This window comes from Pseudomonas fluorescens (genome assembly GCF_902498065.1).
GTDB classification, from domain to species: Bacteria; Pseudomonadota; Gammaproteobacteria; order Pseudomonadales; family Pseudomonadaceae; genus Aquipseudomonas; species Aquipseudomonas fluorescens_BJ.
On record NZ_CABVIR010000003.1, the window covers coordinates 347,535 to 369,603 of the forward strand.

The window sequence follows — 22,069 nt, forward strand, 5'->3', positions numbered from 1 at the left end:
TCGTGATGGCCTCATCGCGAGCAAGCTCGCTCCCACAGGTTTTTTGATGTTCAGGAAACCCAAGGCGACTTGCGGATGATCTCGACGAAGTTCATCGGCTTGAACCCTGGCTCACTGTCCACCAGCACATCCGCATTCACCGTACCGAACGTGGTGTCCGGCTTGTGTTTGAAGCCGTTGGCGAACGCACACAAAATGCATTCCTTGAACCCTTCACCCCGTGGATGCGCATGCACCACCGCCTCACGCTGCACGGTGGGGAACGCGGCGTAGTCGATACCCAGCACGTCCATTTCAACCCCGGCGGTGACCAGCGCGACGTTAGGGCGCAGGTGTTGCGGCACGCCCGGAGTGGTGTGCAGGGCAATCGACAACCACACCTGCTCGACATCGTCGTCGCTGAGTCCATAAGGTTTGAGAAACGCTTTGGCGGCATTGGCGCTATCGACTTCGAAGCGCTCTTCATCCGTGCGATGACCTTCCACCAGACCCAGGTCATGGAACATCGCGCCGACGTACAACAGCTCCGGGTTGTAGGCCAGTTGCTTGCGTTCGCCGCTCAACGCGCCGAATAGAAACACCCGGCGCGAGTGGTGGTAAAGCAGGTCGGATTCGACGTCGCGAATGTATTCCGTGGTGGCCCGGGCCAGTGCGCTGTCAGGGATTTTGATACCGGCGATGGTGCTGCTCATGGTGCTGTCCTCATGGGGAACGCCGTGGCGGCGCTGATGAAACAAGTCTGTTCCCCACCGCAAAACCGGACAATCGATCCATGGCTGCAATCCTTGCCAATGAGCATGCATATCGCGCCAACCTCGCTTGTTGGGCGTGGATTGGCTACGGTTGGAGTCCTGCGCACACCTGTAGGAGCCAGCAAGCTGGCTCCTACAAAGGTTGCGTGCATTCGGTGTCATTGAGGGCGTTCTTGCCATGAGTAAAACCGTTGCCATCGTGGTCTTCGCCGGCGTTCAGTCCCTGGATGTCACCGGCCCCATGGATGTGTTTTCCGAGGCCAATCGTTTCCTGGCACCGGAAGATCACTATCGGCTGGAGGTGATTGGCGTCGAACGTGGAGTGATGCCCTGTTCCAACGGTTTGTCGCTCAACGCCCATCGGCATTTCAGCGAGGCGCTGGGGGTGTACGACTTGTTGCTGGTGGCCGGCGGTCCGCAGCTGCCGTTCATGAATTTCGGCCCTGCCTTCGATGCCTGGCTGCGTGATGCCAGCGCGTTGGCGCAACGATTCGGCTCGATCTGCAACGGTGCGTTCATGCTCGCCCGAGCAGGATTGCTCGAGGGACGGACGGTGACGACTCATTGGGGCGATGCCGCTGCGCTCGCGGCGTTGTGCCCTTCGACGCGGGTCGAAGCGGATCGGTTGTACGTGCAGGATGGCGAGCTCTACACCTCGGCCGGGGTCACGGCGGGGATCGATCTGTCGTTGTACTTGTTGGCCCGTGATCATGGGCCGGAAGTGGCGCTCAGCGTGGCCAAGCGTCTGGTGGTGTTCACGCAGCGCTCGGGCGGGCAATCGCAGTTCAGTCCGTTCCTCACGCCCCACGCCGAGCCGACGTCGGCGGTGGCGATGGTTCAGCATTACGTGCTGGCCAACCTGACGGGCGACCTGACCATCGCCGACCTGGCTAACGCTGCGAACATGAGCGCCCGCAACTTTTCCCGGGTGTTTGCCAAAGAGGCGAAAATCACCCCGGCGGAATTCGTCGAGCGGGCGAGGGTGGATGCGGCGCGGGTGATGCTCGAAAGCACCGTCGCGCCGTTGAAGACGGTGGCGTATCAGTGCGGGTTTCGCGATGCCCAGCATATGCGCAGCGTGTTCAATCGCCGGTTGGGGGTGACGCCGCAGCAGTTCAGGTTGAATTTTGCGGCGATGGTTTGAGTCATGCAGTTGTGTTGTTCTCTCGGGCCTCATCGCTAGCAGGCTAGCTCCCACAATGGAGCTGCGTGCACAGGACCACTGTGGGAGCTAGCCAGCTAGCGATGAGGTCAGTTCAGTCAGTACAAATCTACTGAGCACTGCGCGCCGGCAACAGCTTCAACGTACTGCGCGTATTCGCCGACACTTCCTCATCATTGAGATGCGCCTGGAAGTACACCCCTTCGATATACGCTTCCGCCTGATCCTCAAAGTGCCGGTCAAACGGCACACCACTCTGGCCCACCGGGTTGACGGTCAGGCTGTGCGCCGGGTCGGCGAAGTCGATCAGGCGTCGGGTCGACGGCCCATAAGTCACCGGCCATGGCGCGGGGCCGATCTTGGCCGAGAGGTTGTTCGGCACCTCGTGCGTGCCCGGCGCCGCGAACGGCCCGACATTGAAAATCCGGTCCAACGGCTTCTGCTGCCCCAGCGGATGACCATGGGTCAGCGTGTGCGCCTTTCCCCACTGCCATTGCGTGAAATCCGCACCCAGCGTGCTCTTGAGGTGGGTGAGGCTCGCTTGCCACGCCACCTTGACCGTGTCGGCACGGGTTTCCTTGCCGAGGGTGTTGCGGTTGTCCCACCATGGCGAGTCAGCGTTCGCCGCCAGACGCGGCAGCGCAGCGTCGATCACCCGAGTCGACAGCAACGTCTCGAAAAAATCGTTGCCCAGTTCATCGTGCATCGTCGCGTCAGCCAGGTTGAACAGGAACTGGTTGAACAGCGTGGCGCTGGTGGAATCCAGCGGGTAATCGCCGGTCCACTGGGCCAGTTGTTCCACCAGTTTCAGTTCGGCCGGATCGCTCACCACCTCACGCAGCACCGGTAACAACGGCGCGAGCAAACGCGGGCCGTAGGCGGTGGTAGTGCCCAGTTGCAGATTCTGGCTGGCCTCCAGATCCCACTTCACGGACTTGTCGCCGAGCTGGCGATTGAGCTGCTGACCACGATCGGCGAGGTTGTAGTAACCGGGAATCTCGATGCCGGTCGGCGACACGGGCTGGAAGTTGGCCGAGACAATGTAGCCCCGCGCCGGGTTCTCTTCCTGCGGGTTGGCGCTGAACGGGTAGAAGCCGTCCTTGTCCGCTTCGGCACTGCTGCCGTCGAGGATGAACCACGGCCGCACACCCGACGGACGTTTCGGCAGTTGCGCCGCCGCCCACCAGCCGATGTCGCCCTTGGCGTTGGCCCAGACGATGTTCAGGCCCGGCGCCTGGACCTTGGCGGCGGCACTGCGCGCCTTGGCCAGGGTGTCGGCACGGTTGAGCTGGTAGAAGCCTTCAAGGATCGGGTTCTGGCTTTCGAGAAACCCCCACCACATGGCGATGGGTGTTTTGCCGACGCTGTTGCCCAGCGCATCGTTGACGATCGGCCCGTGCGGCGACTGGCGCAGCAGCAACTTCACCGGCGGCTGACCCTTGACCGCGATCTGCTGTTCGCTGGTGACCATGTCCACCCACTTGCCGCGATACCAGACCTGGTTGGCGTTGTCCGGGTTGACCTTCTCGGCGATCAGGTCGAGGTCGTCGTTCTGGAACATGGTGATGCTCCAGCCGAAGTCGCGGTTCATCCCCAGCGAGGCAAAGGGCATCAACGCCTGATAGTGGCCGTAGAGCTCGAAGCCCGGCGCCGAAAGTTGCGCTTCGTACCACACCGCCGGCGCGGAAAAGCGGATATGCGGATCACCGGCCAGCAGCGGCTTGCCGCTTTTGGTCCGATTGCCCGCGACGACCCAGGCGTTGCTGCCCTCGAATTGCGGCAAACCGTTGTCCGCCAGGGCCTGTTCGCTCAGGCGGGCGAGGGCATTGAGGTCTTTCCAGTCGGCGCTGGCGAGGGGCGGTGGGGTGCTGCTGCGGTTGTTCGCCAGAACGCCTTTGGGCTGCCAGTCGAGATCGAAGACGTTCAGGTACTCGGCGCCCAACTGGTCGCGCACGTACGTCAGCAACGGTTCAGTGCGAAACGCCGCGGCAAAACTGTAGGCCATGTAACCGGCGATGCTGATGGTGTCCTGCGCGGTGAACGGGCGCTTTGGAATGCCCAGGACATCGAATTCCGCAGGTTTTGCATGGCTGTCCTGATACTGGTTGATGCCGTCCAGATAGGCTTGCATGGCAATGAAGGCCGGCGACTGTTTGTCCATATTCGCCAGGTAGGTTTCGGCGCGCTCGCGAATGCGCAGGCTGCGCATCAGTTTGTCGGTGTCGAGCAGTTTCGGGCCCAGTACTTCGGCCAGTTCCCCGCGGGCGAGGCGGCGCAGGACTTCCATCTGGAACAGCCGATCCTGGGCGTGCACATAGCCGAGGGCGCGGTACAGGTCGGTTTCGTTTTCGGCGCGGATGTGCGGGATGCCGCGCTCGTCGTAACGGACGGTGACGGAGCCTTGCAGGTGTTGCAGTTCAACCATGCCCTGGCGTGTCGGCTGCTTGCTGTAGACGTACCAGCCGGCGCCGGCGGCGAGCACGACAATCAGCAGAGCAAGCGCAGTCAGGAGACGTTTCATGGAGATTCCTTGTTCTTGTTATGAGTGGCAGCAATTCCCTGGCGTCACTGTTTAACACGAGCCGCCACATCGGCCCATCACCCGTAGGAGGGATTCTTGTTGCCGTGTTTGTCCCTACTTCGTCGTATCGACCGGCCACGGGCAGTAACACCCGACCGCCAATGTGTGCGTGGCATTCACCGCGCGCCCCGCGTTTAACGCTTGCAGGATAGGCTCGATAAAGCTGTTGTTCGAATTGCAGGTCAGGCCTTCGCTGTAAGGGCCGAAGTAGGCGAGTTTGCCGCTGCGGTCCCAGATCGCCACGGCCGGGCTGGCGGGGATTTGTTCCGAGCCTGGGAGGACGCTGATGGTTTTCAGGCTGCTCAGGGTGCTCGGCAACTGGCCGTGGCTGCCGGGTTTTTGTACCGCATAAAACTCGACGCCCTGCGGCCCGTACTGCTCGACCAGTTCGCTCAGGTGTTGCTGATTGCCGACGTTGCACGGGCAGGCCGGGTCCCAGAAATGCACCAGGCGAATGGCGCCGGGGCTGGCGAGGTTGTCGGGCAGGTGCAATGGGTCGCCGGAAAACACCGCCGTGTGCTCGCTGAACGCCCGCAGGTAGCGTCCTTGAAACCAGTCGTAAGCGGCCCACAAAACACCGGCGCACACGAGGGTGAGCAGGCAGGCAAGCAGTGGGGTGCGGTAGGGCGAACGCATGGGTGTCGATCCTCGAAGGTCGCCCAGCTTGCCATGCTTGCCGCGACAGATGAATATCGCAGGCTTACAAAGTCCGCTTCGTGCTCTGGAATTGCCCATGTCTGCCACTTTCGCCCCTGATCATTTGCGTGCCAGCCTGCGGCCTTTGGCCGAGTGGCAGCCGCTGTCCGTGGAGGCGCAGGCGTATCAGCGGTTCTACGGTCTGGATTTTCCGGCGCGTCAGCTACGCAGAGGCCTTGGACGTTTTGAGGTGGATGCTTATGACGTGGTCAGCCAGGTGTGGTGGCCGGAGCGGGCAAAGGCGACGTTGTTCGTGTTTCACGGTTTCTACGATCACACCGGGCTTTACCGGCATGTGATCGAGTGGGCGCTGGATCAGGATTTTGCGGTGATCGCCTGCGACTTGCCGGGGCATGGTCTGTCCAGCGGCGAACGGGCGAGCATCAAGGATTTCGCGGAGTATCAGGACACGCTGCAAGGGTTGTTCGCCGAGGCGAAATCCCTCGATCTGCCGCAGCCGTGGCACCTGTGCGGGCAGAGCACCGGTGGCGCCATCGTGATCGACCATGTGCTCTACGCCGGGACGAGCAGTCCGGCACAGGGTCAGGTGATCCTGTTGTCGCCGCTGGTGAGGCCGCGGGCCTGGGGCTGGTCACAGCTCAGTTATTACCTGCTCAGGCCGTTCGTCAAAGCCATCGCCCGACGCTTCAGCGAAAACTCCAACGACCCGGATTTCCTGCCGTTCCTGCAAGCCGACCCGCTGCAACCGTTGCGCTTGCCCACGGCTTGGGTCGGCGCGCTGGCGCGCTGGATCAAACGCATCGAAGCCGCGCCGGACAGCACTCGGCGGCCACTGATCGTGCAAGGGCAGGCAGACATGACAGTGGATTGGCAGCACAACCTTGAGGTGTTGAAAGCCAAGTTCGATCGGCCGCAAGTGTTGATGTTGCCTGAGGCGCGGCATCATTTGGCGAATGAGACCGTGGCGTTACGCGGGGAGTATTTCGGGTTTTTGAGCAAGCGGATCAAAGGCCGGAATCTTTAGCGAGTTTTCGGGCCTCATCGCGAGCAGGCTCGCTCCCACAGTGATTGGTGTTATGCCACCATTTTGTGATCGATACAAAACCTGTGGGAGCGAGCCTGCTCGCGATGAAGGCCTATCTGACGCCGAAGATTACTGGCTAGGATTCGAAGGATTCTGCCCCACCGCCAACCCCGCCCGAATCGCTGCCAGCGCCGCCTGGTAATACGCCTTGCCTTCCGCCGACTCGGCAAAGGTAGCAAACTCCTCAAGCTCGTTATCCGACAGGTCGCGATAGACATACAACAAGGTGTTGTTGAGGTCGCTGCCGATCTGGTCCATCAAGCGCTGACGCTGACCGTTCAACAACCCCTGCGCCTGACCGCCACCGAGCAGGCCGGGGATCATCGAGCTCAGGCTGTCGGCCGCGACACCGGCAATCGCCAGGCTGACTTCCGCGCCGGCCTCGCGCGCGGGCAAGGCCTGGGCGAGGTGGCCGATGATCAGCGTACGGCTGTCGCTGGCCTCAATCTTCGGCAGGCCTTTGGCGTTCTTCGCCAACTGATCACGACGGGTTGCCAGCAACTCGGCAGCCACGATTTTCTTGCCCAGCGGCGACTGGAAGAAGGTTAGTGCAGGCTTCGGATCGGCGAGGGTTTTACGCAGTTGCGCTTCGGCGCGCTGGTCCACCGCTTGCGGGGCAAAGCGCTGATTGCTGTTGTTCACCAGCGCCTGGAACACGGCGGGTGGCAGACTGTTCTGGTAACGCTGTTGAGCGGCTGAAAGGGCATCGCTGAAATGCGCGCGTTGTTCTGGCCAGCCGGCGACCTTGTACAACTGGTCGTGGCCGTCTGCCCAAGCGGGCAAAACGCAGAACATCAGCAGTGAGAAAAGCAAACGGCGCATAGGGACTCCTGTCAGCAGGCGACTATTCTCCGTGCGGCATACGGACTTGTCGAGAATTCGTATCAAGCCGCCGCGTGGCTCTGTCGGATTTTCCGGCACAGGAATACTATGCGCGCCATGCCAATACCCTCTGATCACCCGCTGCTGTTACGTATCGTCGACGACCTGGCTGAACACGGCTGGTCGCAGCAGAATATTTTCCTGCCTTTGGGTCTGACCCAAGAACTGGCGGCTGAGTGCCGTAAACGTGCTGCCGAGGGTGAATTGGCCCCGGCCGCCGTGGGGCGCGGGCCGACATCGGAGATTCGCGAGGGGATTCGCGGTGACCGAATCCAGTGGATCGAACCGGGTCAGGCTCTGGCGTGCGACAGCTATCTGCAGCTGATGGACAGCCTGCGCGAGGCGATGAATCGCGGGTTGTATTTGGGCCTTGAAGACTTCGAAAGCCATTTCGCGCTGTACCCGCCCGGCGCTTTCTACCTCAAGCATGTCGACCGCTTCCGCGACGATGATCGACGCATGGTCTCGGCGGTGGTTTACCTCAACGACGCCTGGCTGCCGGAACACGGCGGTCAGTTGCGCATGTACCTCAAGGAAGGCGTCGAATACGATGTGGTGCCCACCGGCGGATGCCTGGTGGTGTTCCTGTCGGGCGAAGTGCCCCACGAAGTCCTGCCCGCGACGCGGGATCGCCTGTCGTTGACCGGCTGGTTCCGGCGCCGTGGCAACGAGCCGTTCTGATCATGCAGAAAATTCTGGTAAGCCGCTGCCTGCTCGGCCATCGCGTGCGTTACGACGGCGGGGCCAGCGGGCCGTTCGATCAGCTTCAACAGTGGCTCGACGAAGGTCGGGTCGTGCCGTTGTGTCCGGAAGTTGCCGGTGGCTTGCCGACGCCACGCGCGGCGGCGGAAATCCCGGGCGGGCAGGGTGGTGAAGTGCTGGAGGGGCAGGCCGCGGTGATCACCACCGACGGCGAGGATGTCAGCGCGCAGTTTCTTTCGGGGGCTTTTCAGGCGCTGGAGCTGGTGCAGAAACACGACATCCGCATCGCCGTGCTCAAGGCCAACAGCCCATCCTGCGGCAACCTGTTGACCTATGACGGCACGTTCAGTGGTGTGAAGGTCAGCGGTGAAGGCGTGACAGCGGCGTTGCTCAAGCGCCATGGTGTGCAAGTTTTCAGCGAACTGGAGTTGCCTCAAGCGGCGGCAGCGCTGACAACCCTGGACTAACGCCCGTCACAAAACCAATGTGGGAGCGGGCTTGCCCGCGATGAGGCCATAACATCCAACATCAATGTTGAATGTAAGACCGCCATCGCGGGCAAGCCCGCTCCCACAGGTTTTTTGTCACTTCAGGTTATGAGTGAGTCAGGGGTTCGGCGCTACGCTCGTTTCCGCCTCGAACCATTTTTTCTCCAATGCCTCCAGCCGCCCATCGGCCTTGATCCGCTGCAATGCATTCTCCAGGCTGGCATGAAACGCCGGGTTGCCCTTCTGAAACGGAATTGCCAGGTTCTCGGCCGGGGCTGCTTTGGGCTTTTCTTCCGTCAGCGACTGCACCAACAGGATGGAGCGTGGCGGCTCGTCTTTCTGCGCGATCAAATGCGCATCGGTGTGAAGGTAAGGTTCGCTGAAGTCGAAACGATCCTTGAGCGCCGGGGTCTCTGTTATGTGATTGATGGCGATGTCGTACTTGCCGCTTTCAACGCCGGTCAACAGATCGCTGGAGTCGGTCACGACAAAGTCGGCCCGCACATCCAGTTCATTGGCCAGCAGTTGACCCAACTCGACTTCGAAGCCACTGAGTTGGCCGTCGTCCTTGAAATTGAAGGGCGGTGTATTAGCCTCAAGGGCAATGCGCAATTCGCCGCGGTCGTTTACATCGTCAATCAGTTCGGCATGAGCCAAAGGGCTCAAAAGGGGTAGCAGACAGATCAGGCCAGGCAAAAAGCGCATGGTCACTCCTTTGAATACATTTATCGCGATGCGCTGGTTCAGGCTCGCTTTGCTATGGTTGTCGGTGCCTTCGACAACGAAAGGCCGTGAAGTTGTCATGGCTACGCGGATTTTACGAAAAAACTGGAGAAGAGAATGAAAACCTTTATGTCACGAGCGGCATTGGCTGGCCTGTTGATGGGCGTTTCGGTGCTGGCCAGTGCGGCTACGCCGGCACCCAAGGGTGCTGAAGTGTCCATCGTTTCTCCTAAGGATGGTGGGACGGTCCCGCAAACGTTCAAAATCAAATTCGCTGTTGAGAACGTTGCGTTGGCGCCAGCGGGCGATACCACCAAGAATACTGGCCACCACCATTTGTTGGTCGATGCCAAGGATGTAGTCGCAGCAGGTGCAGTCATCCCGGCAGATGCCAATCACGTTCATTTTGGCAAGGCGCAGACAGAAACCGAGCTGACGCTGACACCGGGCAAGCACACCTTGCAGTTGGAGTTGGGCGACATGAACCATATGGCCTTCGATCCGCCGATCGTCTCTGAGAAGATCACGGTCAACGTCAAGTAACGTTAGTAGCGCCCATGAAAAAGGAGACCCGAAGGTCTCCTTTTTTGTCGATCGAGTCGCGATCAGAACAACACACGGCAACGAATGGTGCCGTTGATGTGCTGCAGCTTCTCTTGGGCGATTTCCGAGTAATCGGCGTCGACGTCGATCACCACGTAACCGACTTTCTCGTTGGTCTGCAGGAACTGACCGGAAATGTTGATGCCGTTTTCGGCGAAGACCTTGTTGATCTCGCTCATCACACCCGGAATGTTCTCGTGGATGTGCAGCAGACGGTGCTTGCCAGGGTGAGCCGGCAAAGCCACTTCCGGGAAGTTCACCGACGACACCGAAGTACCGTTGTCGCTGTACTTGACCAGTTTCTCTGCCACTTCCAGACCGATGTTGGCTTGCGCTTCCGCGGTGGAGCCGCCGATGTGCGGGGTCAGGATCACATTGTCCAGGCCACGCAGCGGGCTTTCGAACTCTTCGTCGTTGGAGCGTGGCTCCACCGGGAATACGTCGATGGCCGCGCCGATCAGGTGCTTGTCCTTGATCGCGTCCGCCAGGGCGTCCAGTTCGACCACGGTGCCGCGAGCCGCGTTGATCAGGATGCCGCCCTTCTTGATGGAGCGGATTTCTTTCTCGCCGATCATCCACTGGGTCGCAGCGGTTTCCGGAACGTGCAGGGTGACAATGTCGGACATGCCCAGCAGCTCGTGCAGGTTGCCGACCTGGGTTGCGTTGCCCAGTGGCAGCTTGGTCACGGTGTCGTAGAAGTACACCTGCATGCCCAGGCCTTCAGCCAGGACCGACAATTGAGTACCGATCGAGCCGTAACCGACGATGCCGAGCTTCTTGCCACGGATTTCGAAGGAGTTGGCTGCGCTCTTGATCCAGCCGCCACGGTGGCAGGAAGCGTTCTTCTCAGGGATGCCGCGCAGCAACAGAATCGCTTCGGCCAGCACCAGCTCGGCAACGGAGCGAGTGTTGGAGTACGGCGCGTTGAACACCGCGATACCGCGTTCGCGGGCAGCGTTCAGGTCAACCTGGTTGGTGCCGATGCAGAAACACCCTACCGCCACGAGCTTCTTCGCGTGATCGAAGATCTCTTCGGTCAGTTGAGTGCGGGAGCGAATGCCGATGAAGTGAGCATCAGCGATCTTTTCCTTCAGCTGGGCTTCCGGCAGAGAACCGGTGAGGTACTCGATGCTGGTGTAGCCAGCCGACTTGAGAACGTCGACAGCCGATTGGTGGACGCCTTCGAGAAGAAGGAACTTGATCTTGCTCTTATCGAGAGAAGTCTTGCTCATCTGCGTAAACCTGTATCCCGGAGAAAAATGGCAGGAAATAGCCAGCAGACGCTGACCCGGACGGCAGGAAAGCCGTCGCCGCAGAATTGCCTTTCGGCACTATGCTGCGGGGTCGGTATGCTAGCATACGCACCCCGCTAAACACTCATTCCTGCGACGTGAAGCGTTCTCAGGATGACCATGAATTGTTCGAGAGTTCTGTCGATGACCAATCCTGCCTTGATTGAAGAGCTGAAGACCCTGGTTGAGCCTGGCAAGGTGCTGACCGATGCCGACTCCCTGAACGCTTATGGCAAGGATTGGACCAAGCACTTCGCCCCGGCCCCGACCGCCATCGTGTTTCCCAAGACCACTGAACAGGTTCAGGCCATTGTCCGCTGGGCCAATGAACGCAAGGTCGCGCTGGTGCCGTCCGGCGGGCGTACCGGGCTGTCCGCCGCAGCGGTGGCCGCCAATGGCGAAGTCGTCGTCTCCTTCGACTACATGAACCAGATTCTCGACGTAAACCTCACCGATCGCACGGCGGTATGCCAACCGGGCGTAGTCACCGAGCACCTGCAGAACGTCGCCGAAGAAAAGGGCCTGTACTATCCGGTGGACTTCGCTTCTGCAGGTTCGAGCCAGATTGGCGGCAATATCGGCACCAATGCCGGCGGGATCAAGGTTATTCGCTACGGCATGACCCGCAACTGGGTGGCCGGCATGAAGGTGGTCACCGGCAAGGGTGATCTGCTGGAATTGAACCGCGACCTGATCAAGAACGCCACCGGCTATGACCTGCGTCAGCTGTTCATCGGCGCCGAAGGCACCTTGGGTTTTGTGGTCGAAGCGACCATGCGCCTGGACCGTGCGCCGAAAAACCTCACCGCGATGGTGCTGGGTACCACCGACTTCGACTCGATCATGCCGGTATTGCACGCATTCCAGAGCAAACTCGACCTGACCGCGTTCGAATTCTTCTCCGACAAAGCCCTGGCCAAGGTCATGGGGCGCGGAGACGTACCTGCGCCGTTTGAAACCGACTGCCCGTTCTACGCGCTGCTGGAATTCGAAGCGACCACCGAAGAAGTGGCCAACCACGCGCTGGAAACCTTCGAACACTGCGTCGAGCAGGGTTGGGTGCTGGACGGCGTGATGAGCCAGAGCGAAACCCAGTTGCAGAACCTCTGGAAACTGCGCGAATACATCTCTGAAACGATCTCCCACTGGACGCCGTACAAAAACGACATTTCGGTCACCGTGTCAAAAGTCCCGGCGTTCCTGAAGGAAATCGACGCGATCGTCGGCGAACACTACCCGGACTTCGAAATCGTCTGGTTCGGCCACATTGGCGACGGCAACTTGCACTTGAACATCCTCAAGCCGGATAACCTGAGCAAGGATGAGTTCTTCGCCAAGTGCGCGACCGTGAACAAGTGGGTGTTCGAGACCGTCGAGAAATACAACGGCTCGATTTCCGCCGAACACGGCGTGGGCATGACCAAGCGTGACTACTTGACCTACAGCCGCTCGCCGGTTGAGATCGAGTACATGAAAGCGGTTAAAGCGGTGTTCGACCCGAACGGCATCATGAACCCGGGCAAGATTTTCGCTGTTTGACTTTCGAACTTAAGAGCTACGAACCAGGAGTCGGTCAATGAGCTATCAGCACCAGTATGTCGACGGTACGCGTATCCACTTTCCATTGGGTAAAGTGGTCTGCATCGGCCGCAACTACGCCGAACACGCCAAGGAACTGGACAACCCTGTGCCAACGGAGCCCCTGCTGTTCATCAAGCCAGGCAGCTGCGTCGTGCCGCTGGAAGGCGGCTTCAGCATTCCGACCGAGCGCGGTTCAGTACATTACGAGGCTGAAATCGCGGTGTTGCTCGGCAAGCCTTTGTCGACCAAGCCAAGCCGTGAAGAAGTACTCGATGCGATCTCCGGTTTCGCCCCGGCGCTGGACCTGACCTTGCGCGACAAGCAGGCCGAGCTGAAGTCCAAAGGCCTGCCTTGGGAAATCGCCAAGTCCTTCGACGGTGCGGCAGTGATTGCCCCGTTCGTGTCCGGCAGCACCTTTGCTGACCTGACCGATATCGGCATTCGCCTGACCATCAACGGCGAAGTGCGCCAGGATGGCAACAGCAGCGCGATGCTCAACCCGATAGTGCCGATGATCCAGCACATGGCCGGCTGCTTCTCGCTGCAGGCCGGTGATGTGATTCTGACTGGCACCCCGGTGGGCGTCGGTCCGCTGAATGTCGGTGATGAACTGGTCATCGAATTGCCAGGCGCCAGCAGCTTCACCAGCAGCGTCCGCTAACCGAAACACCGCTGAACCCTGTGGGAGCGAGCTTGCTCGCGATGGCGGTCTGTCATTCAACATCTTTGTCGACTGACACGGCCTCATCGCGAGCAGGCTCGCTCCCACACTGGTTTTTGTGGTCGACCGAAGAAGGGCAATCCCGCCATTTGCCGTTTTTTTCACATCTTGTCTGGATAATTCCGCGGAATCCGGCGTCTGAGCCGGTCCCAATTGTGCTATTACCCTTAGCCTGAATTTCTGGAACGCATCCCTTGATGGCCACCCAACCGTTGCCCACGCTTAAAACTGCCCGTCGCCCGCGCTTTTTCATGCGCTGGTATGGCTGGCTTTTGCTGGTCGCGGCCGCTGCGTATGGCCTCGCTTTTGCGATGCATTGGGATGACCGCGGTGTGCTCTGGGTGCTGGAGCGCTTCGAAAGCCCGGCCGAACGCCAGGAAAGTATCTGGCTGCCGGACTATCGGGCCGTGATCGATGCCAAGCTATTGCCAGGGATGGAAAAGGACGAAGCGTCCGACCTGGCCTATAACCCTCAAACCAAAACCCTGTTCTCGGTCATGGGCAAGAACCCGTTCCTGGTGGAGCTGACCCTGCAGGGCGACGTGCTGCGCAAAATGCCACTGGTGGGCTGGAGCAATCCGGAAGCCGTGACGGTCATGGGCAATGGTCTGCTGGCCATCGTCGATGAGCGTGAGCACTTGCTGACCATCGTCAAGGTCGACGCCGATACCCGTGAGCTGAACATCGCCAACTTCCCGAAGTACGACCTCGGCCCGTCGAAAGACCAGAACAAAGCCTTCGAAGCGGTCGTCTGGGATGCACGCAATCAACAAATGCTGCTGGGTGAGGAGCGGCCACCGGCGCTGTTCACCTGGAAAAGCGCCGACGGTCTGACACTCGCCGGCGACAAGCAGAAGCTTGCCAGTGATGAGCTGGACATCCGCAACCTCTCGGCCCTGGCCATCGATCCGCGCACGGGTCATACGCTGGTGCTGTCCGCCGACTCCCACTTGCTGCTGGAGCTGGACGAGAAGGGCGAGCAGGTCAGTTTCATGACCTTGCTGGGTGGCTTCAATGGCCTGAAGAAGACCATTCCCCGTGCCGAAGGCGTGACCATGGACGACACTGGCACGCTGTACATGGTGAGCGAGCCGAATCTGTTCTATCGTTTCGAAAAGCAACGCTGATTCGCGATTTTGTAGGAAACGCCTTACTCGGTTGTAGTCTCAGACTAATGGCCATTAAGCTTCAATTCAGACTGCCGTGGTATTTCATCCGTCCGTCCTGATTCCGAGCTTGCCTGAATGCGCCGACTTGCCCGCCCCAAACCCCTGATCCTGATCTTCTTGGTGATTGCGCTGATCGTGCTGGTTGCGTTTGGGCAGTACCTGCGGCTGTTCGAGCGCACCTGGTTCAATCTGCATACGCTTTGGCAGGCCGAGAGCGCCCAGTCGATCGGACTGGATCGCTATCAAGTCACGGTGGAGGCCAGCGTCATCGACGGTCTGGACGACGATGTGTCAGCGCTGACCTTCGATCCGGTGCGTAAAAGCCTGTTCACCGTCACCAACAAAAACTCCGAGCTGATCGAGTTGTCGCTGGAGGGCCGGATCATTCGGCGGATCGCGCTGGTCGGCTTCGGTGATCCGGAGGCAGTGGAGTTCATCAGCGCCGACACGTATGTGATCACTGACGAGCGCCAGCAACGGCTGATCAAGATTCATCTGGAAAAGGACACCACGTTCCTTGATGCGGCGGATGCCGAACAGATAACCCTCGGCGTGCACATGAGCAGCAACAAGGGTTTCGAAGGCCTGGCTTACGATTCAGTGGGCAAGCGACTGTTTGTCGCCAAGGAACGTGACCCGATGCTGATCTACGAAGTGCAGGGTTTTCCGCATTTCAACCCGGAAAAATCCTACGCGGTGCACGTGGTCAACAACCCCAAGCGCGATGCCGGGATGTTTGTGCGAGACCTGTCGAGCCTGCAATACGACGAGCGCAGCGGACATTTGCTGGCGCTGTCCGACGAGTCGCGACTGATTCTGGAATTGGATGTGGACGGGCGTCCGCTGAGCACCCTGTCACTGAACAAAGGGCGTCAGGGGTTGCAGAAGACGGTACCGCAAGCGGAAGGGATCGCCATGGATGACGACGGCACGCTGTACCTGGTGAGCGAGCCGAACCTGTTCTACGTCTTCAAGAAACCGGCACAACCCTAAGCAACACCCCAAAACCAATGTGGGAGCGAGCCTGCTCGCGATGAGGTCGTGTCAGTCGATAGAGATGTTGACTGAAAGACCGCTATCGCGAGCAGGCTCGCTCCCACAGGGTTTATCTGCGTGTCTGATTATTGGGCGCGCAGGGTTTTCACGCCTTCGCTGGTACCCAGCAACAGCAAGTCCGCCGGACGCGCCGCAAACAAACCGTTGGTCACCACGCCGACGATCGCGTTGATCTGCGTCTCCAGCTCCACCGGGTTGGTGATCTGCATGTTGAACACATCCAGAATGATGTTGCCGTTGTCAGTCAACACGCCTTCACGGTAAACCGGGTCGCCGCCGAGCTTCACCAGTTCGCGGGCCACATGGCTGCGGGCCATCGGGATCACTTCGACCGGCAGCGGGAACGCGCCGAGCACCGGCACCAGTTTGCTGCCATCGGCGATGCAGATGAAGGTCTTGGCCACGGCCGCGACGATCTTCTCGCGGGTCAGGGCTGCGCCGCCGCCCTTGATCAGGTTCAGGTGCTCGTCGCTTTCGTCCGCGCCGTCGACGTAGAACTCCAGGTCGCTGACGGTGTTCAACTCATACACCGGAATACCGTGGCCCTTGAGGCGCGCAGCGGTGGCTTCGGAGCTGGCAACGGCGCCGTCGAATGCGCCTTTGTGTTTGGCCAGGGCGTCGATGAAGCAGTTGGCGGTGGAGCCGGTGCCGACCCCGACGATGCTCTTGTCGTCGAGTTTCGGGAGGATGAAGTCGACGGCGGCCTGGGCCACTGCCTGTTTGAGTTGATCCTGGGTCATGCGGGCTCCGAAAGCGGGCAAGGGGAGAACGGAAAGGCCGGCATTATAGCCCCATGTCGGGCTAAAACCTCTTGATTCGTGTGGTCGCCCGGCCGAAAGCCGGGTTAGACTCCTTGGCCCTGCCCAACCCGCTCAGTGATGCTTTCCGATGCTCGAACAGTACGTCAAAAAGATCCTCACCTCGCGCGTTTATGACGTTGCCGTAGAAACCCCATTGCAGCCTGCCCGCCAGCTCTCCGAGCGGCTGGGCAACAGTATTTTGCTCAAGCGTGAAGACTTGCAGCCGGTGTTCTCGTTCAAGATTCGCGGGGCCTACAACAAGCTCACGCAACTGAGCGACGAAGAACGCGCGCGCGGCGTGGTCACGGCTTCGGCGGGCAACCATGCGCAAGGCCTGGCCCTGGCGGCGAAAGTGCTCGGCGTGAAAGCCACCATCGTCATGCCCAAGACCACTCCCGAGATCAAAGTCGAAGGCGTGCGTTCCCGCGGCGGCAAAGTGGTGCTGCACGGGGACTCGTTCCCCGAAGCCCTGGCCTACTCGCTGAAACTGGTCGACGAAAAGGGCTACGTCTACATTCACCCGTACGACGATCCCCACACCATCGCCGGGCAGGGCACGGTGGCCATGGAGATTCTGCGCCAGCACCCCGGCCGTCTGGACGCGATCTTCGTTCCGGTGGGCGGCGGCGGGTTGATCGCCGGTATTGCGGCGTACGTGAAGTACCTGCGCCCGGAAATCAAAATCATCGGCGTCGAGCCGGACGATTCCAACTGCCTGCAAGCGGCCATGGCTGCGGGTGAGCGCGTGGTGCTGCCGACTGTCGGCATCTTCGCCGACGGCGTCGCGGTGGCTCAGATCGGTCAGCACACCTTCGACATCTGCAAAGACTATGTCGATGAAGTGATCACCGTCAGCACCGACGAGATCTGCGCGGCGATCAAGGATATCTACGACAATACCCGCTCGATCACAGAACCTGCCGGCGCCTTGGGCGTTGCCGGGATCAAAAAGTACGTCGAGCAGCACGGCGTCACCGGCCATACTTTCGTGGCCATCGATTCCGGCGCCAACGTCAACTTCGACCGCCTGCGTCACGTTGCCGAGCGCGCCGAACTGGGCGAAGGCCGCGAAGCCATCATCGCGGTGACCATCCCCGAGAAGCCGGGCAGCTTCAAAGCGTTCTGCGAAGCCATCGGCAAGCGCCAGATCACCGAATTCAACTACCGCTACAACACCGGCAGCGAAGCGCACATCTTCGTGGGCGTGCAGACGCATCCGGAAAACGATCCGCGCAGTGCGCTGCTTGCCAGTCTGACCGAGCAGGGTTTTCCAGTGCTGGACCTGACCGACAACGAACTGGCCAAGTTGCACATCCGACACATGGTCGGTGGGCGCGCGGCGCAGGTCGTTGATGAAGTGGTGCTGCGCTTCGAATTCCCGGAGCGTCCGGGCGCGCTGTTCAACTTCCTCAGCAAGCTCGGCGGGCGCTGGAACATCTCGATGTTCCACTACCGCAACCACGGCGCGGCGGACGGTCGGGTGGTCGCAGGGCTGCAAGTGCCTCACGAGGAGCGTCATCTGGTGCCAGCGGCGCTGGAAGAAATCGGCTACCCGTACTGGGACGAAAGCGACAACCCGGCCTATAAGTTGTTTCTCGGCTGAACGGCTACGCTGATGGGCAGGCCATAAGGAAATCGAACAATGGAAACGTTAACCGCCCTGAAAATGGCGCACACCGCGGCGACGGCAATGTTGTTGGGCTGTGCGCTGGGCCTGGGGATATGGGTTTGGCAAACGCGACGTAATGGCGATGCGACTGCTGCGGCACGTACGCTGCAGCGGCCACGGGTGTTCGTCTGGCTACTGATGGGCGTGGCGTTGCTGAGCATGCCGTTTACGGGCTGGTGGATGGTGCATCTGGTGGGTTGGCCGCTGGGGCAGACCTGGTTGCTGGCGTCCAGCGTGCTCTACACCGTGGCGGCGTTGGGCTGGTTCTGGCTGTTGGTGCGGTTGAACAAGTTACGCAAGGCACCGGGGAGCAATGGGAAATTCACCTTTGCCTTGGCGTTGTTCAGCTTTGTCTGTCTTGTTGCGATTGCGGGGTTGATGGGCGCCAAACCGGTTTGATGCTTTAAACCGCGTCGCCACAATCGCGGGCAAGCCCGCTCCCACAGGGATCTCTGTCGAACGCAAATTTGGTGAACACCAGATAAACCTGTGGGAGCGGGCTTGCCCGCGATGGCGTAATCAGTCGCGCAGACTGATCACCGGCCAGCCACGCTTCTCGGCTTCGGCGCGCAGGTTAGGATCCGGATCAACCGCCACCGGATTCACCACCTGCTCCAGCAACGCCAAATCATTCATCGAGTCGCTGTAGAAGTAACTGTCTTCCAGCGAATGCCCGGTTTCTTCCAGCCAGCGAACCAGCCGCGTCACCTTGCCCTCACGGAAGCAGGGGATGTCGGTGCTGCGGCCGGTATAACGGCCATCGACCATTTCGCACTCAGTGGCGATCAGGGTCTCGACGCCCAGACGCTGGGCAATCGGTCCGGTGACGAAGCGGTTGGTGGCGGTGATGATCACCAGTTTGTCGCCGGCTTCACGATGCTTGGCCAACAATTCAATAGCCTTGGGCAGCACGATCGGCTCGATGCAATCGCGCATGTAATCGCTGTGCCATTGGTCCAGCGTAGCCATCTCGGTGCGGCCGAGGACTTCCAGGCAAAAGTTCAGGTAGGCGGCGTTGTCCAGCTTGCCGGCCAGGTAGTCCTGATAGAACTCGTCGTTGCGTGTCTTGTAGGCGACGGCGTCGAGGAAGCCGCGTTCGCACAGGTAATCGCCCCAGGCATGGTCACTGTCGCCGCCCAGAAGTGTGTTGTCCAAGTCGAATAAAGCCAGCCGCATTGCAGTTACTCGCTGAAAAGTCTGTAGAAAGGTGTCCAGAATACGGACTTTTCACAAGAGTGCACATAAGGTAGGCCGGCTCGTTGCCGCCTTCACAACCTTTGTGGAACAATGCGGCGACATGCGTTTGCGAGGTTGTTGCCGTGATCGACCCCGATGGTTTCCGCCCCAATGTCGGGATCATTCTCACGAATGATGCCGGACAGGTGCTATGGGCTCGCCGTATCAATCAAGATGCCTGGCAGTTTCCACAGGGTGGTATCAACCCTCAGGAGACGCCGGAAGACGCCTTGTACCGCGAGTTGAACGAAGAAGTGGGTCTTGAGCGCGAAGATGTTGAAATTCTCGCCTGCACCCGGGGCTGGTTGCGCTATCGTTTGCCGCAACGTCTGGTCCGTACCCACAGCCAACCGCTGTGCATCGGCCAGAAACAGAAATGGTTTCTCCTGCGCCTGATCTCCAACGAGCAGCGGGTGCGGATGGATTTGACCGGTAAACCGGAATTCGATGGCTGGCGCTGGGTCAGTTATTGGTATCCGTTGGGCCAGGTGGTGACATTCAAGCGCGAGGTGTATCGACGCGCTCTCAAAGAGCTTGCCCCGCGCCTTTTAGCGCGCGACTGACGACGGAGTTCGACCCCGAGCCATGCTCAATACGCTGCGCAAGATCGTCCAGGAAGTTAACTCCGCCAAGGATCTCAAGGCGGCGTTGGGGATTATTGTGTTGCGCGTCAAAGAGGCCATGGGCAGCCAGGTCTGCTCGGTCTACCTGCTTGACCCCGAGACCAACCGCTTCGTGCTGATGGCGACCGAGGGCTTGAACAAGCGCTCGATCGGCAAAGTCAGCATGGCACCCAACGAAGGTCTGGTCGGCCTGGTCGGCACGCGTGAAGAACCCCTGAACCTCGAAAACGCCGCGGATCACCCGCGCTACCGCTACTTCGCCGAGACCGGTGAAGAGCGCTATGCCTCATTCCTCGGGGCCCCGATCATTCACCACCGCCGCGTTGTCGGCGTGTTGGTCATTCAGCAAAAAGAACGCCGCCAGTTCGATGAAGGTGAAGAAGCCTTCCTCGTGACCATGAGCGCGCAGCTCGCCGGGGTTATCGCCCACGCCGAGGCCACCGGTTCGATCCGTGGCCTGGGTCGTCAGGGCAAAGGCATCCAGGAAGCCAAGTTCGTCGGCGTGCCGGGTTCGCCAGGTGCGGCGGTCGGTACGGCGGTGGTCATGTTGCCACCGGCCGATCTGGACGTGGTGCCGGACAAGACCATCACCGACATCGACGCCGAACTGGCGCTGTTCAAGACCGCCATCGAAGGCGTGCGCGCCGACATGCGTGCGTTGTCGGCCAAACTGGCCTCGCAGTTGCGCCCCGAAGAGCGGGCCTTGTTCGACGTCTACCTGATGATGCTCGCCGACGAGGCGCTGGGCAACGAAGTGACCACGGTGATCAAGACCGGTCAGTGGGCCCAAGGCGCGTTGCGCCAGGTGGTCACTGAGCACGTCAACCGTTTCGAATTGATGGACGACGCTTACCTGCGTGAGCGCGCCTCGGACGTCAAGGACCTTGGCCGCCGTTTGCTCGCCTACTTGCAGGAAGAGCGCCAGCAGAATCTGGTCTACCCGGAAAAAACCATTCTGGTCAGCGAAGAACTGACGCCGGCGATGCTCGGCGAGGTGCCGGAAGGCACGCTGGTCGGTCTGGTCTCGGTTCTCGGCTCCGGTAACTCCCACGTCGCGATCCTCGCTCGGGCGATGGGCATCCCGACGGTAATGGGTCTGGTGGACCTGCCCTATGCCAAGGTCGACGGCATCGAATTGATCGTCGATGGCAATCGCGGCGAGGTCTACACCAACCCCAGCGACGTGCTGCGCAAGCAGTTCGCCGAGGTGGTGGAAGAAGAGAAGCAGCTGGCGCTCGGTCTCGATTCCCTGCGCGACCTGCCGTGCGTGACCCTCGACGGTCACCGCATGCCGCTGTGGGTCAACACCGGCCTGCTGGCGGACGTGGCGCGGGCGCAAAAGCGCGGCGCCGAGGGTGTCGGTCTGTACCGCACCGAAGTGCCGTTCATGATCAACCAGCGCTTCCCGAGCGAAAAGGAACAACTGGCGATCTACCGCGAGCAACTCGCCGCGTTCCACCCGCAACCGGTGACCATGCGCAGCCTGGACATCGGCGGCGACAAGTCGCTGTCGTACTTCCCGATCAAGGAAGACAACCCGTTCCTCGGCTGGCGCGGCATTCGCGTCACCCTCGACCACCCGGAAATTTTCCTGGTGCAGACCCGCGCCATGCTCAAGGCCAGCGAAGGTCTGAACAACCTGCGGATTCTGTTGCCGATGATCTCCGGCACCCATGAACTCGAAGAAGCCCTGCATTTGATTCACCGAGCGTGGGGCGAGGTTCGCGACGAAGGCACCGACGTGCCGATGCCGCCGATTGGCGTGATGATCGAGATTCCGGCGGCGGTTTATCAGACCAAGGAACTGGCACGGCAAGTGGACTTCCTGTCGGTCGGCTCCAACGACCTGACCCAGTACCTGCTGGCCGTGGACCGCAACAACCCACGGGTGGCCGACCTCTACGACTACCTGCACCCGGCGGTGCTCCAGGCGTTGCAGAACGTGGTGCGTGATGCCCATGCCGAAGGCAAGCCAGTGAGCATCTGCGGCGAGATGGCCGGTGATCCGGCAGCGGCGGTGCTGCTGATGGCGATGGGTTTCGACAGCCTGTCGATGAACGCCACCAACCTGCCGAAGGTGAAGTGGATGCTGCGCCAGATCAACCTGAGCAAGGCCAAGGAATTGCTCGCGGAGCTGATGACCATCGACAACCCGCAAGTTATCCACAGCTCGCTGCAATTGGCGCTGAAGAACCTTGGGTTGGCGAAGATGGTCAGCCCGTCTGCGGTCAAGGCCCTCTAAAAGGCTGATGACCTCTTCGCCAGCAGGCTGGCTCCCACATTGGATT

The 22,069-nt window shown here is 60.4% G+C and carries 21 protein-coding genes; 13 read left to right on the forward strand and 8 right to left on the reverse strand.

Annotated features, from left to right (window positions below; translation table 11 throughout):
• Positions 1-50: 50 nt before the first annotated feature.
• On the reverse strand, positions 51-692 hold the full coding sequence (locus F8N43_RS14360; protein ID WP_150638048.1) for an HD domain-containing protein: 642 nt from the start codon (positions 690-692) through the stop codon (positions 51-53).
• A 238-nt stretch (positions 693-930) separates the two neighbouring features.
• Between F8N43_RS14360 and F8N43_RS14365 the strand changes: the two genes are divergently transcribed.
• Positions 931-1,896, forward strand: coding sequence for a GlxA family transcriptional regulator (locus F8N43_RS14365; protein WP_150632132.1), 966 nt, complete (start codon positions 931-933; stop codon positions 1,894-1,896).
• 127 nt (positions 1,897-2,023) lie between these two features.
• On the opposite strand, the gene F8N43_RS14370 is transcribed toward F8N43_RS14365, so the two are convergent.
• Positions 2,024-4,435 carry a penicillin acylase family protein gene (locus tag F8N43_RS14370; protein ID WP_150653945.1) on the reverse strand — a complete coding sequence of 804 codons (2,412 nt, stop codon included), beginning with the start codon at positions 4,433-4,435 and terminating at the stop codon, positions 2,024-2,026.
• A 114-nt stretch (positions 4,436-4,549) separates the two neighbouring features.
• Positions 4,550-5,131, reverse strand: a complete 582-nt coding sequence (locus F8N43_RS14375) for a DUF6436 domain-containing protein (RefSeq protein ID WP_150653946.1) — start codon at positions 5,129-5,131, stop codon at positions 4,550-4,552.
• Positions 5,132-5,228: 97 nt separating this feature from the next.
• Between F8N43_RS14375 and F8N43_RS14380 the strand changes: the two genes are divergently transcribed.
• Entirely contained in the window at positions 5,229-6,176 is a 948-nt protein-coding gene (locus F8N43_RS14380) for an alpha/beta hydrolase (RefSeq protein WP_150653947.1), read from the forward strand.
• A gap of 129 nt (positions 6,177-6,305) precedes the next feature.
• On the opposite strand, the gene F8N43_RS14385 is transcribed toward F8N43_RS14380, so the two are convergent.
• Positions 6,306-7,058, reverse strand: a complete 753-nt coding sequence (locus F8N43_RS14385) for a DUF2059 domain-containing protein (protein ID WP_150632136.1) — start codon at positions 7,056-7,058, stop codon at positions 6,306-6,308.
• Positions 7,059-7,166: 108 nt separating this feature from the next.
• Between F8N43_RS14385 and F8N43_RS14390 the strand changes: the two genes are divergently transcribed.
• Positions 7,167-7,799 carry a 2OG-Fe(II) oxygenase gene (locus F8N43_RS14390; RefSeq protein WP_150632137.1) on the forward strand — a complete coding sequence of 211 codons (633 nt, stop codon included), beginning with the start codon at positions 7,167-7,169 and terminating at the stop codon, positions 7,797-7,799.
• Positions 7,800-7,801: 2 nt separating this feature from the next.
• Positions 7,802-8,287: a DUF523 domain-containing protein gene (locus tag F8N43_RS14395; RefSeq protein WP_150632138.1), complete on the forward strand. Its 486-nt coding sequence runs from the start codon at positions 7,802-7,804 to the stop codon at positions 8,285-8,287.
• A 138-nt stretch (positions 8,288-8,425) separates the two neighbouring features.
• Here F8N43_RS14395 and F8N43_RS14405 read toward each other — a convergent pair whose 3' ends face one another.
• Positions 8,426-9,013, reverse strand: coding sequence for a transporter substrate-binding domain-containing protein (locus F8N43_RS14405; protein ID WP_150632139.1), 588 nt, complete (start codon positions 9,011-9,013; stop codon positions 8,426-8,428).
• A gap of 135 nt (positions 9,014-9,148) precedes the next feature.
• Between F8N43_RS14405 and F8N43_RS14410 the strand changes: the two genes are divergently transcribed.
• Entirely contained in the window at positions 9,149-9,574 is a 426-nt protein-coding gene (locus F8N43_RS14410; protein WP_150632140.1) for a DUF4399 domain-containing protein, read from the forward strand.
• Positions 9,575-9,636: 62 nt separating this feature from the next.
• Here F8N43_RS14410 and serA read toward each other — a convergent pair whose 3' ends face one another.
• Positions 9,637-10,866, reverse strand: coding sequence for a phosphoglycerate dehydrogenase (gene serA, locus F8N43_RS14415; RefSeq protein ID WP_150638045.1), 1,230 nt, complete (start codon positions 10,864-10,866; stop codon positions 9,637-9,639).
• A 204-nt stretch (positions 10,867-11,070) separates the two neighbouring features.
• Between serA and F8N43_RS14420 the strand changes: the two genes are divergently transcribed.
• The 4 genes from F8N43_RS14420 to F8N43_RS14435 all read left to right on the forward strand — a co-directional run bounded on the left by F8N43_RS14420 (position 11,071) and on the right by F8N43_RS14435 (position 15,390).
• Entirely contained in the window at positions 11,071-12,465 is a 1,395-nt protein-coding gene (locus tag F8N43_RS14420) for an FAD-binding oxidoreductase (protein ID WP_150632142.1), read from the forward strand.
• A 37-nt stretch (positions 12,466-12,502) separates the two neighbouring features.
• Positions 12,503-13,168, forward strand: coding sequence for a fumarylacetoacetate hydrolase family protein (locus F8N43_RS14425; RefSeq protein WP_150632143.1), 666 nt, complete (start codon positions 12,503-12,505; stop codon positions 13,166-13,168).
• Positions 13,169-13,425: 257 nt separating this feature from the next.
• Complete coding sequence (locus F8N43_RS14430) at positions 13,426-14,355, forward strand: SdiA-regulated domain-containing protein (RefSeq protein WP_150638043.1); 930 nt, start codon at positions 13,426-13,428, stop codon at positions 14,353-14,355.
• Between the two features lie 117 nt (positions 14,356-14,472).
• Positions 14,473-15,390 (forward strand): SdiA-regulated domain-containing protein, encoded by a 918-nt coding sequence (locus tag F8N43_RS14435; protein WP_150632145.1) that lies wholly within the window; start codon positions 14,473-14,475, stop codon positions 15,388-15,390.
• A 128-nt stretch (positions 15,391-15,518) separates the two neighbouring features.
• Here F8N43_RS14435 and rpiA read toward each other — a convergent pair whose 3' ends face one another.
• Positions 15,519-16,193, reverse strand: a complete 675-nt coding sequence (gene rpiA / locus F8N43_RS14440) for a ribose-5-phosphate isomerase RpiA (RefSeq protein WP_149416314.1) — start codon at positions 16,191-16,193, stop codon at positions 15,519-15,521.
• Positions 16,194-16,341: 148 nt separating this feature from the next.
• Here rpiA and ilvA point away from each other — a divergent pair, with 148 nt between their 5' ends.
• Entirely contained in the window at positions 16,342-17,856 is a 1,515-nt protein-coding gene (ilvA, locus tag F8N43_RS14445) for a threonine ammonia-lyase, biosynthetic (protein WP_150632147.1), read from the forward strand.
• 39 nt (positions 17,857-17,895) lie between these two features.
• Positions 17,896-18,321: a DUF2269 domain-containing protein gene (locus tag F8N43_RS14450; RefSeq protein ID WP_150653948.1), complete on the forward strand. Its 426-nt coding sequence runs from the start codon at positions 17,896-17,898 to the stop codon at positions 18,319-18,321.
• Positions 18,322-18,441: 120 nt separating this feature from the next.
• On the opposite strand, the gene F8N43_RS14455 is transcribed toward F8N43_RS14450, so the two are convergent.
• Positions 18,442-19,098, reverse strand: a complete 657-nt coding sequence (locus F8N43_RS14455; protein WP_150653949.1) for an HAD family hydrolase — start codon at positions 19,096-19,098, stop codon at positions 18,442-18,444.
• 143 nt (positions 19,099-19,241) lie between these two features.
• On the opposite strand from F8N43_RS14455, the gene F8N43_RS14460 reads away from it, so the two are divergent.
• Entirely contained in the window at positions 19,242-19,721 is a 480-nt protein-coding gene (locus F8N43_RS14460) for an RNA pyrophosphohydrolase (RefSeq protein ID WP_007897732.1), read from the forward strand.
• Positions 19,722-19,743: 22 nt separating this feature from the next.
• Positions 19,744-22,023: a phosphoenolpyruvate--protein phosphotransferase gene (ptsP, locus tag F8N43_RS14465; RefSeq protein WP_150632150.1), complete on the forward strand. Its 2,280-nt coding sequence runs from the start codon at positions 19,744-19,746 to the stop codon at positions 22,021-22,023.
• Positions 22,024-22,069: the final 46 nt, after the last annotated feature.